The sequence below is a fragment of the Xenorhabdus khoisanae genome (assembly GCF_001037465.1).
Taxonomy (GTDB): Bacteria; Pseudomonadota; Gammaproteobacteria; order Enterobacterales; family Enterobacteriaceae; genus Xenorhabdus; species Xenorhabdus khoisanae.
In genome coordinates, this window is record NZ_LFCV01000101.1 from 15,939 (window position 1) to 30,829 (window position 14,891).

General features: G+C 43.7%; 11 protein-coding genes and 1 pseudogene. 8 read left to right on the top strand and 4 right to left on the bottom strand.

Features of this window, described 5'->3' with window-relative positions:
• Genes AB204_RS14655 through AB204_RS14670 form a run of 4 tightly spaced genes read left to right on the top strand, consistent with a single transcriptional unit; the run spans position 1 to position 6,285 of the window.
• Positions 1–1,005, top strand: a complete 1,005-nt coding sequence (locus tag AB204_RS14655; protein ID WP_047964114.1) for a ketopantoate reductase family protein — start codon at positions 1–3, stop codon at positions 1,003–1,005.
• A complete protein-coding gene (locus tag AB204_RS14660) occupies positions 1,005–2,210 on the top strand; it encodes an aromatic ring-hydroxylating oxygenase subunit alpha (protein WP_047964115.1) in 1,206 nt (401 codons plus the stop codon). The genes AB204_RS14655 and AB204_RS14660 overlap by 1 nt, the downstream gene beginning before the upstream one ends.
• On the top strand, positions 2,207–5,512 hold the full coding sequence (locus tag AB204_RS14665; protein ID WP_047964116.1) for a non-ribosomal peptide synthetase: 3,306 nt from the start codon (positions 2,207–2,209) through the stop codon (positions 5,510–5,512). Before AB204_RS14660 ends, AB204_RS14665 begins: the two co-directional genes overlap by 4 nt.
• Positions 5,513–5,535: 23 nt before the next feature.
• On the top strand, positions 5,536–6,285 hold the full coding sequence (locus tag AB204_RS14670; protein WP_053067920.1) for a thioesterase II family protein: 750 nt from the start codon (positions 5,536–5,538) through the stop codon (positions 6,283–6,285).
• A 122-nt stretch (positions 6,286–6,407) separates the two neighbouring features.
• Here the strand turns inward: AB204_RS14670 and znuB are convergent, their stop codons facing one another.
• Complete coding sequence (gene znuB, locus AB204_RS14675; RefSeq protein ID WP_047964117.1) at positions 6,408–7,193, bottom strand: zinc ABC transporter permease subunit ZnuB; 786 nt, start codon at positions 7,191–7,193, stop codon at positions 6,408–6,410.
• Positions 7,190–7,939, bottom strand: a complete 750-nt coding sequence (znuC, locus tag AB204_RS14680) for a zinc ABC transporter ATP-binding protein ZnuC (RefSeq protein WP_411354721.1) — start codon at positions 7,937–7,939, stop codon at positions 7,190–7,192. The genes znuB and znuC overlap by 4 nt, the downstream gene beginning before the upstream one ends.
• Positions 7,940–8,037: 98 nt before the next feature.
• Here znuC and znuA point away from each other — a divergent pair, with 98 nt between their 5' ends.
• The 4 genes and pseudogenes from znuA to tnpA all read left to right on the top strand — a co-directional run bounded on the left by znuA (position 8,038) and on the right by tnpA (position 12,101).
• On the top strand, positions 8,038–8,994 hold the full coding sequence (gene znuA / locus AB204_RS14685; RefSeq protein WP_047964119.1) for a zinc ABC transporter substrate-binding protein ZnuA: 957 nt from the start codon (positions 8,038–8,040) through the stop codon (positions 8,992–8,994).
• Between the two features lie 20 nt (positions 8,995–9,014).
• Positions 9,015–10,328: a murein DD-endopeptidase MepM gene (mepM, locus tag AB204_RS14690; protein WP_047964120.1), complete on the top strand. Its 1,314-nt coding sequence runs from the start codon at positions 9,015–9,017 to the stop codon at positions 10,326–10,328.
• A gap of 124 nt (positions 10,329–10,452) precedes the next feature.
• Positions 10,453–11,421, top strand: a complete 969-nt coding sequence (gene lpxM / locus AB204_RS14695) for a lauroyl-Kdo(2)-lipid IV(A) myristoyltransferase (RefSeq protein ID WP_047964121.1) — start codon at positions 10,453–10,455, stop codon at positions 11,419–11,421.
• Positions 11,422–11,640: 219 nt separating this feature from the next.
• Positions 11,641–12,101 (top strand): annotated as a pseudogene (gene tnpA / locus AB204_RS14705) (IS200/IS605 family transposase).
• Between the two features lie 125 nt (positions 12,102–12,226).
• Here tnpA and pyk read toward each other — a convergent pair.
• Positions 12,227–13,669, bottom strand: coding sequence for a pyruvate kinase (gene pyk / locus AB204_RS14710; protein WP_047964122.1), 1,443 nt, complete (start codon positions 13,667–13,669; stop codon positions 12,227–12,229).
• 172 nt (positions 13,670–13,841) lie between these two features.
• Complete coding sequence (locus tag AB204_RS14715) at positions 13,842–14,690, bottom strand: MurR/RpiR family transcriptional regulator (protein WP_047964123.1); 849 nt, start codon at positions 14,688–14,690, stop codon at positions 13,842–13,844.
• Between the last annotated feature and the right edge of the window lie 201 nt (positions 14,691–14,891).

The window sequence follows — 14,891 nt, forward strand, 5'->3', positions numbered from 1 at the left end:
ATGCTCAGGATAGGCATTATCGGCACAGGTGCTGTTGCGTGTTATTTAGCGCATCAATGTAAGAAACAGGGGCACCAGGTTTTCTTACTCTCTTCGCGAGAAATAAGAAACCAGACATTACCTATCAGCCAAATACAGTTAAATGATGATACAAAACATAGACAAGCTGTAAGCGAGGATCTGGGCAGTATCATTATTGACGGACATTTCACTGATTATGCCGCTTTTCTGTCTAAAGATTTCGATCAATTGTATGTGTGCAGCAAAACGGTCTCCAATCAGTATATTTGCCGGCAATTGTCGCGCAATAAACATCGACTCCATAGTCCTGTTGTCATATTCCAAAATGGCTTTGCTACAGAACAGACTTTCATTGACGAGGAATTAGGTGTCACGATTATTCGTGGTGTTCTTAATTTTTCAGTGACTCAGCATGGTAAACAAAACCTGAGATTGATGTTCTTTAAAACCAGCTATCTTGGCGTCCTTGAACTCACTGAACAGGCCGAAGCGGATATTTTGGCGGTTTTGGATTTACTCAATCGAATCGGTATTCCTTTCGAAGGCTGTGAGGATATAACGCATAAAGCCTTTGCGAAAAATACGCTCAATGCGGCGGCCGCTGTTTGTGGGTTAGTCCGTACAGGCGTACAGACAGCGATGCGTAATAATGGTTCCCGATCAGTGATTCAATCAATTATTGATGAGTGCACTGCTATTGGTGAAAAAGCCGGATATGTCAAAGATGGGGAAGGTTTCCGACGCCAGTCTGTGGGGTATTTGATGTCAATTCCCGATTTTAATTCTTCTTTGGTGCTGGATATTCTTAATGGCAGGGAAACAGAGGCAGATACCTTGCTTGCTTCTTTTATCAAACTTGGTCAACGAGTCAATATTGCCACGCCGAATCTGAATTTTGTTTATCGCTATTTCGATTTTTACAACACGTATATAACCCAATCCCAGACGGTTACGAATACTATTCTGGTCGAAGGAGATGCTTAATGAGTGATACTACAGTCATGTTACCCGAAGGTGGTGAAGGTGTTCTGAATAACGTATTTTCACCTTATGCTGATTATTTCATCGACATGATCGGCCAGCGTAACACTCATATTGCGACTGAACCGGTTGGAATATATGAGAGCCAAGTCAAACACTATATCTGTCAGGATTATTTTGATCATGAACAGAAAGAACTGTGGAAAAAAATTCCTCAATTTATAGCGCCCATCCAAACACTGGAAAAAATCGGTGACTTTATCACGGTCGATTACCAAGGGCGTGTTCCCATGATTGTGAGCAAAGTCGATGATAATCATTGTGCCGTATTTGAAAACGTATGCCCACATCGGGGAGCCAGACTTGAACATAACAAAGAAGGGTGCAAAAAAGCTTTTGTTTGCCCTTATCACAGTTGGTCATTCAGCCATCAGGGCCATTTGATCGCAGCTCGTTGGCGAGAAGCTTTCCCTGAAATACCCGATCAATACCGTTCGCTTAATTCTATTAATGTCCAACAAAGGTTCAGTATGTTGTGGCAAATGCCGGGTGAACCTAATCCTGACTTTTCGTTGGAACATTGGTTTTCTGCCATTGATGAGCAAATTTCCGATATTGGTTTTGAACAGCATCAATTGCTGAATTCCCGTGAAAGGATGATTAATGCCAACTGGAAGTTACTGATTGAAAATTTCATTGAGTATTATCATGTTCAGTCTTTACACCGAAACAGTCTGGCACCCACATTGAATGGTCAGCTTTACTCACTGGATTCTTTTGCTCAGCACGGCCGAATCTTAACCCCACTAAAAAATCTGGCTCAGGTTCGTCAACAAACGCCACATAAGACGCGTCGGGAAATGGTTGCGACTTATTTATTGTTCCCGAACGTGATTATCGGAGTTCAGCCTTATCATGTTTTTGTCTCTTTTTATCATCCTGTATCGGTAAACCAAACCTGGTCAAAAACGTTCAACTTTATTCATAAAGCAGATGAAGGGATAAGCGAGGTTTGTCAGTTGGATGTGGAATACTTGGCTGAGGCGTTGGAAGAGGATTATGAAGCTATTGAGCAAGTCCAACGAAATTTGGAGACATGTACCGCACCGAGCCTGCTGTATGGTGAAGCGGAATCCCTGATTGGTCAGTTGCATCGCAATTTAGCGGCTATTCTGCATCAGAGTGGCAAGGAGGCGAACAGAGCATGAATGAGATAAACGATCAGAAGGGCATGTTTTTTGAGATTGATGAAGTATTGGCATCTGCCGGTCAGCAAGATCTGTGGCTGGCAGAGCAATTGACCGAAAAACAACTCTATATTGTGCCGGTAACTTACGAGCTGATCGGGCCGTTGGATCAAGCCAGATTGTTGGAGGCAATTGCACAAACGGTACAAAACAGTGAGGCTTTCCGTACAGCATTTGTTGAAGATGAACAGGGACTCGTCCAGCATATTTACCCTGAAACTGAAGTACCCGTTACTGTGCTGGATTTGTCTGATCAGGGCGTTGCATTAGATGAGCAAAAACGTCTGCAACTGGCCTTAACGCATTGCCAGCAGAATCTGGAAACACCGTTTACGTTGAGTCAACCCGGATTAGCACGTTTCTTACTGATCAAATTAGGTGAACAGAGCCATATTCTGCATTTTTGTCTTCACCATCTGATTTGCGATAATGATTCCGTGGCATTGATTCTCAATAATATTTCCGCCGCTTACACGGGAGAAAGCCTATCCAATGACGATGATGGAATTGAGGTTCTCGAATATGCTGAATTTGCGGCGTGGCAGGATGAATTACTTCGCGGTGGTTATTTAGCCGATGATGAAGCCTATTGGTTGAAAGAATTGGCAGAGATAGAGGGTCGCCTGGAACTGAATATCGGTAATCCCACCCCCACAAAAAGTGAACGGGGTGGTATGATTCAGCATCAACTGGATCCCGCTTTAGTGACCTCCTTTAATCATTGCGCGGCGACTTTGGGCGTTTCTCCGGCACTGGCTTATTTCACTGTATTTGCTTCGCTGTTGTACCGACTGACGGGCCAGCAAACAATTGTGTTTGGTGTCCCCACTTCATTACGAGATGATCAGCGTTTGGATAAAACGATAGGTTACTTTATTAATGTGTTGCCGATTAAAGTGATATTTCATCCGCAAATCAGTTTTGCCGACATTGCAAGCCAACTCAGCAGTCAGCTTTATAGTGGTATTGAACACCAGCAATTTCCCTATAGCCATATCGTGCGTAGCGTCAGAAATGCCCAACAGATGCCACAGGCTCCTCTATTCAATGTGATGTACAACTATTTTGTTGGTCAGGGAGATTGGGCATTATCTGGCACTCATTCACGTCAACATGAGCTTGATCCGGTTGGGGGGAAATTTCCTTTAACTCTGTTTGTGATTAATCATGTAGATACTGTAGAGATATGCTTTGAATACCAATACAACCATGTTGCAGAAGATTATGCCGGGGTCTTAAACGACAGTTATCAGCAATTGTGTACAGCGATGCTCCTTGATGTCACGCAGGCGGTTTTAGCCCAACCTTTGCTGGATGAGGCCGATTACCAACGTCAGGTTCTGGCATTTAACCAAACCGATACCGTCTTTCAAGAAGATTTTTGTCAGCGTTTTTTCCGTCAATTGCATGCTGAACCGGAATTGATGGCGGTTGAATATTTGGTTGAATCACATACTGAACAATTTAGCTATAAAAAACTGTTCGATCTCAGCCTGCGGGTAGCTGACGAATTGCATCGTCATATCATTACTGGCACGGCAAGACAGGCTAAGGTGGTGATTTTTTCCAGTGCCAGCCCCGCAGCTTTAGCCACTATCGTTGCCTGTTTGACTGAGGGCATTATATGGATACCCGTAGACGGCAATTTGCCGCTTAACCGTCTGTTGTTGATTGTCGAGGACGCTTGCCCTGATGCCGTTGTGGTAGAAAGTAAAAATGCATCGTTGATGGCAGCAATGTCTGGTTTTAACGTACCTATTATTGAGCTGAATGGCGAATGGGAAGCAGACAGTGGAGACAACCAGACGAATCTCAGTTCTTTGACCTCTGAATGGAAACCGTTCACAAACTATGAGGACCTTTGTTACATGATTTATACCTCTGGTACGACGGGGAAACCAAAAGGTGTTGAAGTTTATCGCAAGGGTCTGAACAATTATCTTAATTGGGCGTCACAAATCTATATGCCGACCGGTGAGCAGGATTTGGGAGGGCTGGGTGTACCCGTGACAACGTCCTTCGGATTTGATGCCACCATTACCAGCCTGCTCTTACCCTTGATGACACGGGGGCACGTCGTACTTTTCTCCAGACAGAACAGTCAGGATGAGGCATTGTTGCATTTACTGGAACTGGATAAGCCTTTGGGGTTCATGAAGACTACACCTTCACAATTGGAACATCTGGCGTTAAACATGGGGCAAAAACAGAAGCCGCTGGATATCAAAGTCATTGTGGTAGGAGGTGAGCAGATGAGCCGTGCCCATCTGGATTATCTCAAAATAATCGCCGCCGGAAGTGTGAGTTTTAATGAATACGGCCCGACAGAAACTGTAGTGGGTTGCTGTGTAGAACGATTGAATATCTCCATGGAAGGCACTCAAAATTGTCAGGGAGTATTACCGATCGGTTCCCCCATCGCCAATACACAGATGTATGTGCTCAATGAACGGGGCTGTCATCAACCCCCCGGTGTGATAGGTGAATTGTTCATTGGTGGTGAGGGGGTAGCCAAAGGATATTGGCAGCGTCCTGATTTAACAGCCTCTGCATTTATTGAAGATACGATTTCGAATGTGAACGGGAGACGGCTTTACAAAACGGGTGATTTGGCTTGCTTTACAATGGATAACAAACTCTTGTGTCTGGGACGGAAAGACAAACAAATCAAGCTCCGAGGCTATCGAATTGAACCAGAGGAAATTGAATCGTGGATTAAGCAGGTACCGGATGTTGATAAAGCGGTCGTCGTAATTGAAAAACAGGCGCATGAACGGCTCTGTGGCTATCTGGTTGCGGCGTCAATGTTCACAGGTACGACGCAACAACTTATTGATAAGGTAAAACAACATTTACAAGATCAACTACCAAGCTACATGATCCCGGCGCAATGGCGGGTAATTGAAGCAATTCCTTACACCATTAACAATAAGATTGATACCGCCGCATTACTGGCGTTAGGACAGAATCAATTCTCTCCTGTAACAGAGAAACATGTGGAATGTGAATTGAACTCCGATATTGCCAGACAAGTTTTGTCCCACTTTAGTGAGGCATTGAGTCGTCACGGTGTTTCGCCAGAAGATAATTTCTTTGAACTAGGTGGAGATTCTCTGATGGCAGTACGCTTATTGGCGAAGATTAATGCGCATTTTGCCATTGAAATTAAGCTAAAAACCTTTTACCAGCAGGCGGCTCTAACGAATTTAATTGCGTTGGTGGAAGAGCAACTTCGTTCTGGCAATACGAATATTGATAAGTGATTTTGGAAATACAGGAGGGTAGTTTGACAAATAACAAATTGTTCATGATTTCCAAATCGGTCAGTGACCAGAAACTGAGAGTATTTTGTTTTCCCTATGCAGGAGGATCTGCGAAGACTTATCTTAATTGGTCGGAATATTTTAATGATGACATTGAGATTGTTGCTGTCCAACCGCCGGGACGGGCCACCCGAATTGATGAAACGCCGTATGAAAATTTGTATTCGCTGGTGGATGAGTTAATGACTCATGCTGAGTTCATCACACAGCTCCCTTATGTTTTTATTGGACACAGCTTGGGATGTCGGATTGCATTTGAACTAGCCTGTAAATTGCAATCCCGTGGGTATCCTGTTCCTGAGCATTTCTTTGCCGCAGGGTGTCCAGCACCGCATTTGAAAGATGACAGACCCAACACCTACGATTTACCAGATGATGAATTTATCCGTGAGTTGCAGAAAATGAATGGTGCTACAGATGAGGTGCTCTTGAATAAAGAACTGATGGAGTTACTTCTGCCAGTTTTAAGAGCAGACTTTAAAATGGCTGAAACCTATCAGGCAAACCGCGTTCTTCTGAAAAGCCCGATAACGGTTTTATGGGGTGAATCTGATCCGGGGGTTAAACCCATTGAACTTTATGCATGGTCAGAATTATCCAGCGAAAATTTAACCATACAATATATTTCAGGGGATCATTTCTTTATTGATCAAAACAAAAATGGGGTGATAGAGGCTATGGCATCTTTATTGGCATCATTGGCATCAAAGTGAAAGCCAATAAACGAGTTGGCGCATTTAAGTAGCGGATTAAACTGAAAGCAGAGTTTAAGGATGGATTATAACAATGCTTTCAGTTGGTATTAAGAAAAGTCAAAGAAAGGCGGAGGTAAATATCAACTTCTCGCCTTAGACGTTAAGCTCAACGCAAATAACATCGCGGCACAAAGTACAACCGAAGGCCCTGCGGGTGTGTTATAAAATGCTGACAGAGTTAATCCTCCTGTGACAGCAAGCATGCCGACGATAATTGCAAAAACAGCCATTTGCTCTGGTGTGCGGGAGAAGCGACGGGCAGTCGCGGCAGGAATAATCAGCAGAGAAGTGATAATTAACGCCCCGACAAATTTCATCGCCAATCCGATGGTCAATGCTGTTACTAACATCAACAGAACACGCAGACGCTGAATTTTAATGCCGTCAACAAAGGCCAGATCCTGGCTGACTGTCATTGATAGCAGGGCACGCCATTGCCATGCCAGTAATCCGGCAACAATCACGACACCAGTCGCAATCAACCAGAGATCTTCATAAGTCACAGACAGAAGATCGCCAAATAAATAGGCCATCATATCGACTCGCACACTGGTCATAAAACTGACGACGACTAAACCTAGCGAGAGCGAACTGTGAGCCAGAATGCCCAGTAATGTATCAACTGCCAATTGAGGCCGTTTTTCCAACCAAACTAAAATAATGGCTAATAGGAGTGTAACCGCAATAACGGCATAAAACGGGTTTACATTCAGTAAGAAGCCAAATGCGACACCAAGCAGTGATGCGTGGGCCAGTGTGTCACCAAAATAGGACATTCTGCGCCAAACGACAAAAGAGCCGAGAGGGCCTGCGGCAATTGCCAATAACATTCCGGCCAGCCAGCCAGGAAGTAATAATTCAATCATCGACGTGATTCTCCACCATTTTTAACAATCGCTTTTCCTTTCAAGTCATGATGATGATTATGGTGATGACGGTAAACCGCCAGTTGTTCCGCACCATGGCGACCAAACATTGCGATAAATTCTGGATGCATTGATACAACTTCCGGTGTGCCAGAACAGCAAATATGTTGATTAAGGCATAAAACTTCGTCTGTTTTCGCCATTACCAAATGCAGGTCATGGGATACCATAAGTACAGCGCAATTCAGTTCAGTTCTGATTTGATTGATTAAATCGTAAAGTGCCAATTGACCATTGACATCAACGCCCTGTGTCGGTTCATCAAGAACCAAAAGTTGGGGGTGATTGAGTAAGGCTCTGGCAAGTAATACTCGCTGGGTTTCTCCACCTGACAACTTTTGCATGGGTTGCTCCAATAAATGGGCAGCGTTGACCCGATTTAATATTGGCATGATATCTGCTGATTTCACGTTGGGCCTTAGCATCATGAAGCGCTTAACAGTCAGAGGCAATGTAGGGTCAAGGTTAAGCTTCTGTGGAACATAACCAATTTTTAACGCTGGACTCTGTTCAATCGTGCCTGAAGAGGGTTGAACTAAACCAAGGACAACACGAACCAGAGTTGATTTTCCCGCACCGTTCGGGCCAATGAGCGTCAGAATTTTTCCTTGTTTGAGATTGAAGGAAATATTATTCAGCACCTTGCGGTGACCAAATTCAACCGTAATATTTTTTAGGGTGATCATATTCAGAGTGATCATAGTTGGCATGTTAAAAGTCTTGCAGAATCATTGAAATGTTATAATATAACATTATTCAATTTGCTGCATGGAATATTCATATTATGTTACACAAATCACAGAAATACGCGCATAAATATTTTCGTAAAATTGCGTTAGCCACTGCGTTAGTGGCTGGGGTGAATTGCTCTGCGCAGGCAGATGTTGTCACTTCCATTCGTCCATTGGCTTTTATCGCTGCGTCTATTGCTGATGGTGTAACAAATACTCAGGTGCTTTTGCCTGACGGCGCTTCTCCACATGATTATGCTTTACGGCCTTTGGATGTTCGAAAAATCAATCAAGCTGATTTGGTTGTCTGGATTGGCCCGGATATGGAAACATTTTTGGCGAAGCCGATAGCTAGAATTGATCAGAACAAACAACTCGAATTGTCTGATTTATCTACAATCAAGCCACTGTTGCTGAAAAATAGTGAAGATGATAATCACTCAATTGAATCGAATCAGCATAAACATGAAACTGATCACGAACATCACCATCACGGTGAATATAATATGCATATTTGGCTTTCTCCAAAGATTGCAGAGAAAGCAGCTCAGGCAATATATGATCGGCTTGTTGAACAGTACCCTCAGCAAAAGCAGCAATTACAAGTAAACCTACGTAAATTCAATGGACAGCTCATACAAACTGATAAGAATATTGCTAATATTTTAAATCCTGTAAGAAAACAAGGGTATTTCGTTTTTCATGATGCGTATGGCTATTTTGAAAAACATTACCAATTAGCTCCAATAGGTGTTTTCACGGTTAATCCTGAAATACAGCCAGGAGCACAAAAATTACACTATATACGAACACAATTGGTTGAGCAGAAAGCGAAGTGTATTTTTGCTGAACCTCAATTCAGGCCGGCCGTCATTCATGCCGTAGCAAAAGGTACTGGTGTACGTATCGGGGTGCTTGACCCTTTGGGAAGCGGCATCGCATTGGATAGCGACAGCTATATGAAATTTATAACTCAGTTGTCGGAACAATACGCGAGCTGCCTGAATTAGTACAATAAGGAATTTTATTAGTGCAGCAAATAGCTAAAACTATTGTTTTGGTATACAACAACCTGCCCAAACCACATAAGATCATGCTTGGTTCTTTGACGCTGGTCACCTTAGCTGTCGCAGTGTGGAGGCCGGTTATTTACCATGAACGAGAAGAACGTGCAGGTAACATTATTATCAGCACTCCCAGTAGTCTCCCTGATGCGACAGATGATGTAGCAGGAGATGTTAATGAGCAGTTCCCCGATGAAGGAATTGGAGATGAAGAAGGGAGTTCGGATACAGCAGCAAATGTTCCCCATCAATATGTTGTTTCCCAAGGTGATACCTTAAGTTCTATTTTAACTCAGTTTGGTATTGATTCCTCGGATGTGGCTTTATTGGCGAACCAATATAGGGTATTACGTAATTTAGGCATTGGTCAGTCATTGTCATGGTCGATTGATGAAAATGGCAATTTAAAAACACTGACGTGGGATTTATCACGTCGTGAAACCCGCACTTATACCCGCGAAGGGGATACCTTTAAAGAAACGCAGGAATTTCAAAAAGGGGAATGGAAAAACAGTGTTATCACAGGAACAGTCGATGGCAGCTTTAATGGTAGTGCGCTGACTGCCGGGCTGACGGGTAGTGAAGCCAGAGAAGTAACAAAAGCGCTGCAATGGCAAATAGATTTCCGTAAATTGCGTAAAGGTGATCGTTTTTCTGTGTTGATGTCCCGTGAAATGCTTGATGGAAAAAGTGAACAGAGCCAATTATTGGGGGTTCGTTTACAAAGTGGCGGGAATGATTATTACGCTTTCCGTGCCAATGACGGGCGTTTTTATGATAGTAATGCGTCTGGTTTAGAACGTGGCTTCCTGCGTTTTCCGACAACTAAACAATTCAGGGTTTCATCTCCTTTTAATCCACACCGTTTGAATCCGGTAACCGGGCGGATCACCGCACACAAAGGGGTTGATTTTGCCATGCCAGTAGGAACCCCCGTTTTGGCAGTTGGTGATGGAGAAGTGATCGTGTCTAAGTTTGATGGGGCTGCTGGTAATTTCATTGCCATCAGGCATGGTCGCCAATATACGACCCGATACATGCACCTGAGAAAATTGTTAGTAAAACCGGGTCAGAAGGTAAAACGGGGTGAGCGTATTGCATTATCAGGAAATACAGGCCGTTCGACTGGCCCGCATTTACATTTTGAATTCTGGGATAACCAACAGCCGGTTAATCCACTCACTGCAAAATTACCGCGTTCCGGTGGCTTAAGTGGTAAAGAACGTACCGAATATATAGCAATGGTTAAGGACGTTAAACCTCAATTGTTACTAGACTGAATGTATAGGTTTTTCGATAATTAACAGACATAAAAGCGGATGATTGATATCATCCGCTTTTATATTATTTTTTGTTAGAAACTTGCGTTTTGAAAGCGAGTGTTGGAATCATCAGAGTTAGCCCATGAATAAAGAGAAAAATACAGATAGTAAGTTGGGATATGTCCCGAAGTTTCATCGATCTTATTTGCATCCCCGTTATTGGGGGGTTTGGGCTGGCGTAGGAGTATTGGCGGGATTGGCTTATGTTCCTGTGAAATGGCGTGATCCCTTGTTGGCCAGGATTGGTGTTTGGGCAGGCAGAAAAGCGAAAAGTGCCCGCCGCAGGGCAAAAATCAATTTAATTTACTGTTTTCCTGAATTAACAGAACAGCAGCGAGAAGACTTGATTGATCGCATGTTTGCTACCGCACCTCAATCATTTGTTATGTTGGCGGAGCTTTGCCTGAGAGGGGAAAAATCGACACTTGAGCGTACTCAATGGCATGGCGAAGAGATTATTCAAACCTTAAGAGAGCAGGGTAAGAATGTCATTGTTATGGTTCCACATGGTTGGGCCATTGATATTCCCGCCATGTTATTGGCAGCACGCGGTCAAAAAGTATCAGGCATGTTTCACCATCAATCCAATCCTGTGGCTGATTATTTGTGGAATAAGGCTCGTCAACACTTTGGTGGTCAGTTACATTCCCGCGACGCAGGAATTAAACCCTTTATTGCATCGATACGTGAAGGATTTTGGGGATATTATTTGCCCGATCAGGATCATGGTGAAGAACACAGTGAATTTGTTGATTTCTTTGCTACTTACAAAGCAACACTGCCTGCGGTCGGGCGATTAATGAAAGTTTGCCGTGCGGCTGTTGTCCCACTATTTCCGGTTTATAACTGTCAGACTCATCAACTGGATATTTATATCCGTCCACCAATGGATGATATTGCGGGGCAGGATGATGCTTATATTGCCCGCCGTATGAATGAGGAATTAGAGGAATTGGTTAAGCCAAATCCTGAGCAATATACCTGGATCTTAAAATTGCTTAAAACGCGGAAAAAAGGGGATGTAGAGCCTTATAAAAGGAAGGATCTTTAATTGCTGAATAATATTTTCAGAGGCCCGTCACTCTCTTATAATAAGGGGCATTACGCTGCCCCTTATTATTTGTTGTATATAGAAAACCCCCAGCTTGGCTGGGGGTTCCGTAGAGCTTACAGCTATAAGTCTGCTATAAAAACCCCTTTTGATTTGTTAAAACACCTTGCGGTCTGGCAACTGCAAAAGTGAATCAAAAAATCGAAAGGGGGTCCCACAATGAGGGATGAGAAGAGCTTAGCGCATACCCGATGGAACTGTAAATATCACATAGTCTTTGCGCCAAAATACCGAAGGCAGGTGTTCTACGGAGAAAAACGGAGAGCGATAGGCCGCATATTAAGAAAACTCTGTGAATGGAAAAACGTGAACATATTGGAGGCAGAATGTTTTGTGCGGACCACATACATATGCTTCTGGAAATCCCGCCCAAGATGAGTGTGTCGAGTTTTATGGGGTATCTGAAGGGGAAAAGTAGCCTGATGCTTTATGAGCAATTTGGTGATCTCAAATTCAAATATCGTAATCGAGAGTTTTGGTGTCGGGGGTATTACGTTGATACAGTGGGAAAAAATACAGTTAAGATCCAGGAATACATAAAGCACCAACTGGATGCGGATAAATTGGGAGAACAGTTATCAATCCCGTATCCTGGTAGCCCGTTTACGGGCCGTAAGTAATCCATAGAATGCAAATGTCAGATTGCGATGCGCCTGTTAGGGCGCGGCTGGTAAGAAAGCCTTATAGGCGCATATGAAAAACCCCCGGCTATGCCGGGGGATACTTATTTTTGATTAATAACCCACTATTCTACTTCAAGTATACGGCAGGTATTGGTGCTGCCAATGGTTCTCATCTGATCGCCCTGAGTCACCAGCACTAAGTCTCCGGAGGAGAGGTAGCCTTTATCACGCAGGCGGGCAATAGCTTCGCTTACCGCAGCGATCCCATCAGTGTGCGAACTGCAATAAACGGGAGTTACACCACGATAAAGGGCAGTGCGGTTTAGGGTCGATTCATGGCGTGACATGGAGAAAATAGGCAAGCCAGAGCTAATGCGAGACATCATGCGAGCTGTGCGCCCTGATTCCGTCATGGCAATGATTGCTTTGACACCTTTCAGATGATTGGCGGCATACATCGTAGACATTGAAATAGCCTCTTCAATGCTGTCGAATGTAATATCTAAGCGATGTTTGGAAACGTTGATGCTTGGCATCTTTTCAGCGCCCAAACAGACTTGCGCCATCGCTGCAACGGTTTCCGCCGGATACTGACCTGCTGCCGTTTCAGCAGAGAGCATAACCGCATCAGTGCCATCCAATACTGCATTGGCAACATCCATGACCTCAGCACGAGTCGGCATTGGGTTGGTGATCATGGATTCCATCATTTGCGTAGCAGTAATTACGACACGATTCAGTTGACGAGCACGGCGAATCAGCTTTTTCTGCACACCGACCAGCTCAGGATCTCCGATTTCAACACCGAGATCACCACGGGCAACCATGACAACATCAGCCGCCAGAATGATTTCATCAATAATTTCATCACTGCTGACCGCTTCCGCACGCTCAACTTTAGCGACGATTTGGGTATCACAACCCGCATCACGTGCAAGGCGGCGAGCATAATTCAGATCTTCACCTGAACGTGGGAAAGAAACAGCAAGGTAATCAACACCAATTTTGGCGGCAGTAATAATATCTTCTTTATCTTTTGCTGTCAGTGCTTCGGCTGATAAGCCTCCACCCAATTTATTGATGCCTTTATTGTTGGAGAGCGGGCCTCCTACTGTCACTTCCGTGAATACTTTCATGCCCTCAACATTCAGGACTCTCAATTGAACCCGACCATCATCCAATAGCAGGATATCACTGGTCATAACATCAGACGGTAGGCCTTTATAATCTATACCGACTTTCTCTTTATCTCCTTCGCCCTTACCCAGATTGGCATCCAGCAGGAATTTATCCCCAACATTGAGGAAGATTTTCCCTTCTTTAAAAGTGGATACGCGTATTTTGGGTCCTTGAAGATCACCGAGAATGGCGACATGACAACCCAAACGGGCAGCAATTTCGCGCACTTTATTAGCACGTTGGATATGATCTTCCGCAGTGCCATGAGAAAAATTAAGGCGGACGACATTGGCTCCCGCGTTGATAACTTTTTCTAGATTGTTGTCACGATCTGTAGCCGGGCCAAGTGTAGTGACGATCTTTGTTCTTCTGAGCCGTCTGGACATGTATTACTCCGTTGACCTGTGAAGTATGAATCTTCGATTACCGTAAGATAACCATTTTTATTTACTGACGATTAACCCCATACTGCGAATATGCAGACGGGGAAAAGTCTACATATGCTATCAGTCTGGTGAGTTGATAAATAGTGAACAAAAACACAGTCTATTTTCTGGTTTATTCATGCTTATCAAACCGCGAATTACGCAATGCTTCCTTGACCCTCTTCAAGTTATCCCTGAATTTTGAGCCTCGGCGCAGTGTAAAACCGGTTGCCAGCACATCAATGATGGTAAGTTGAGCAATTCTTGAGACCATTGGCATATAAATATCCGTATCTTCGGGAACGTCCAACAGAATGGAGAGCGTTGCTTCATGTGCTAAGGGAGAACCTGTCGAGGTAATGGCGATGACCGTTGCATCATTTTCACGAGCCAGTTTGGCAATTTCGACGAGGCTTTTTGTGCGTCCTGTATGGGAAATCAGGACGACAACGTCTCCTTCGGTACTGTTAATGCAACTCATTCTTTGCATCACAATATCGTCAAAATAGGTAACCGGGATATTGAAGCGAAAAAATTTATTCATGGCATCATGGGCTACCGCGGCTGATGCCCCTAAACCAAAAAAAGAGAGTTTTCTGGCCTGCGTCAGTAGATCAACCGCACGGTTAATGGCCGCAATATCCAGATTATTTTTGACTGTTTCCAGATTTGCCATCACCGATTCGAAAATTTTATTGGTATAAGAGGTGACGCTGTCACTTTCTTCTACATTCCTATTCACATAAGGCGTACCATTAGCGAGGCTTTGTGCCAGATGCAATTTAAAATCGGGGAATCCTTTGGTATCCAGACGACGACAGAAACGATTAACCGTAGGTTCACTCACATTCGCCATTTTAGCCAGAGTGGCGATACTTGAATGGATGGCAGTCTGTGGTGAAGCAAGGATGACCTGCGCAACCTTTTTCTCTGACTTACTCAAAACATCAAGACTATTTTGGAGCCGTTCCAGTGTGTTCATAAAACGCAGTTCAACCTCGGTTTTAACGATTTCATTAACAGGAGAAATCTATGTCATTTTCATGAAAATATACTACTTGTTATTGAAAGCTGGCAGTGGCAACAACCGGATAACTTGAGATTTTTCATGAAAATATGACAAGTGTCTAACTTTCAACTTGGTAAGATTACTTCTTAAACGTTGTAAATTTTCAGTTACCTG

Bases quoted from the DNA above. Each gene is read 5' to 3' on its own strand.
- AB204_RS14660 (WP_047964115.1), top strand. From the start codon at position 1,005: ATGAGTGATACTACAGTCATGTTACCCGAAGGTGGTGAAGGTGTTCTG.
- znuC (WP_411354721.1), bottom strand. From the start codon at position 7,939: ATGATCACCCTAAAAAATATTACGGTTGAATTTGGTCACCGCAAGGTG.
- lpxM (WP_047964121.1), top strand. From the start codon at position 10,453: ATGAATAAAGAGAAAAATACAGATAGTAAGTTGGGATATGTCCCGAAG.
- AB204_RS14665 (WP_047964116.1), top strand. From the start codon at position 2,207: ATGAATGAGATAAACGATCAGAAGGGCATGTTTTTTGAGATTGATGAA.
- znuB (WP_047964117.1), bottom strand. From the start codon at position 7,193: ATGATTGAATTATTACTTCCTGGCTGGCTGGCCGGAATGTTATTGGCA.
- AB204_RS14655 (WP_047964114.1), top strand. From the start codon at position 1: ATGCTCAGGATAGGCATTATCGGCACAGGTGCTGTTGCGTGTTATTTA.
- pyk (WP_047964122.1), bottom strand. From the start codon at position 13,669: ATGTCCAGACGGCTCAGAAGAACAAAGATCGTCACTACACTTGGCCCG.
- AB204_RS14715 (WP_047964123.1), bottom strand. From the start codon at position 14,690: ATGAACACACTGGAACGGCTCCAAAATAGTCTTGATGTTTTGAGTAAG.
- znuA (WP_047964119.1), top strand. From the start codon at position 8,038: ATGTTACACAAATCACAGAAATACGCGCATAAATATTTTCGTAAAATT.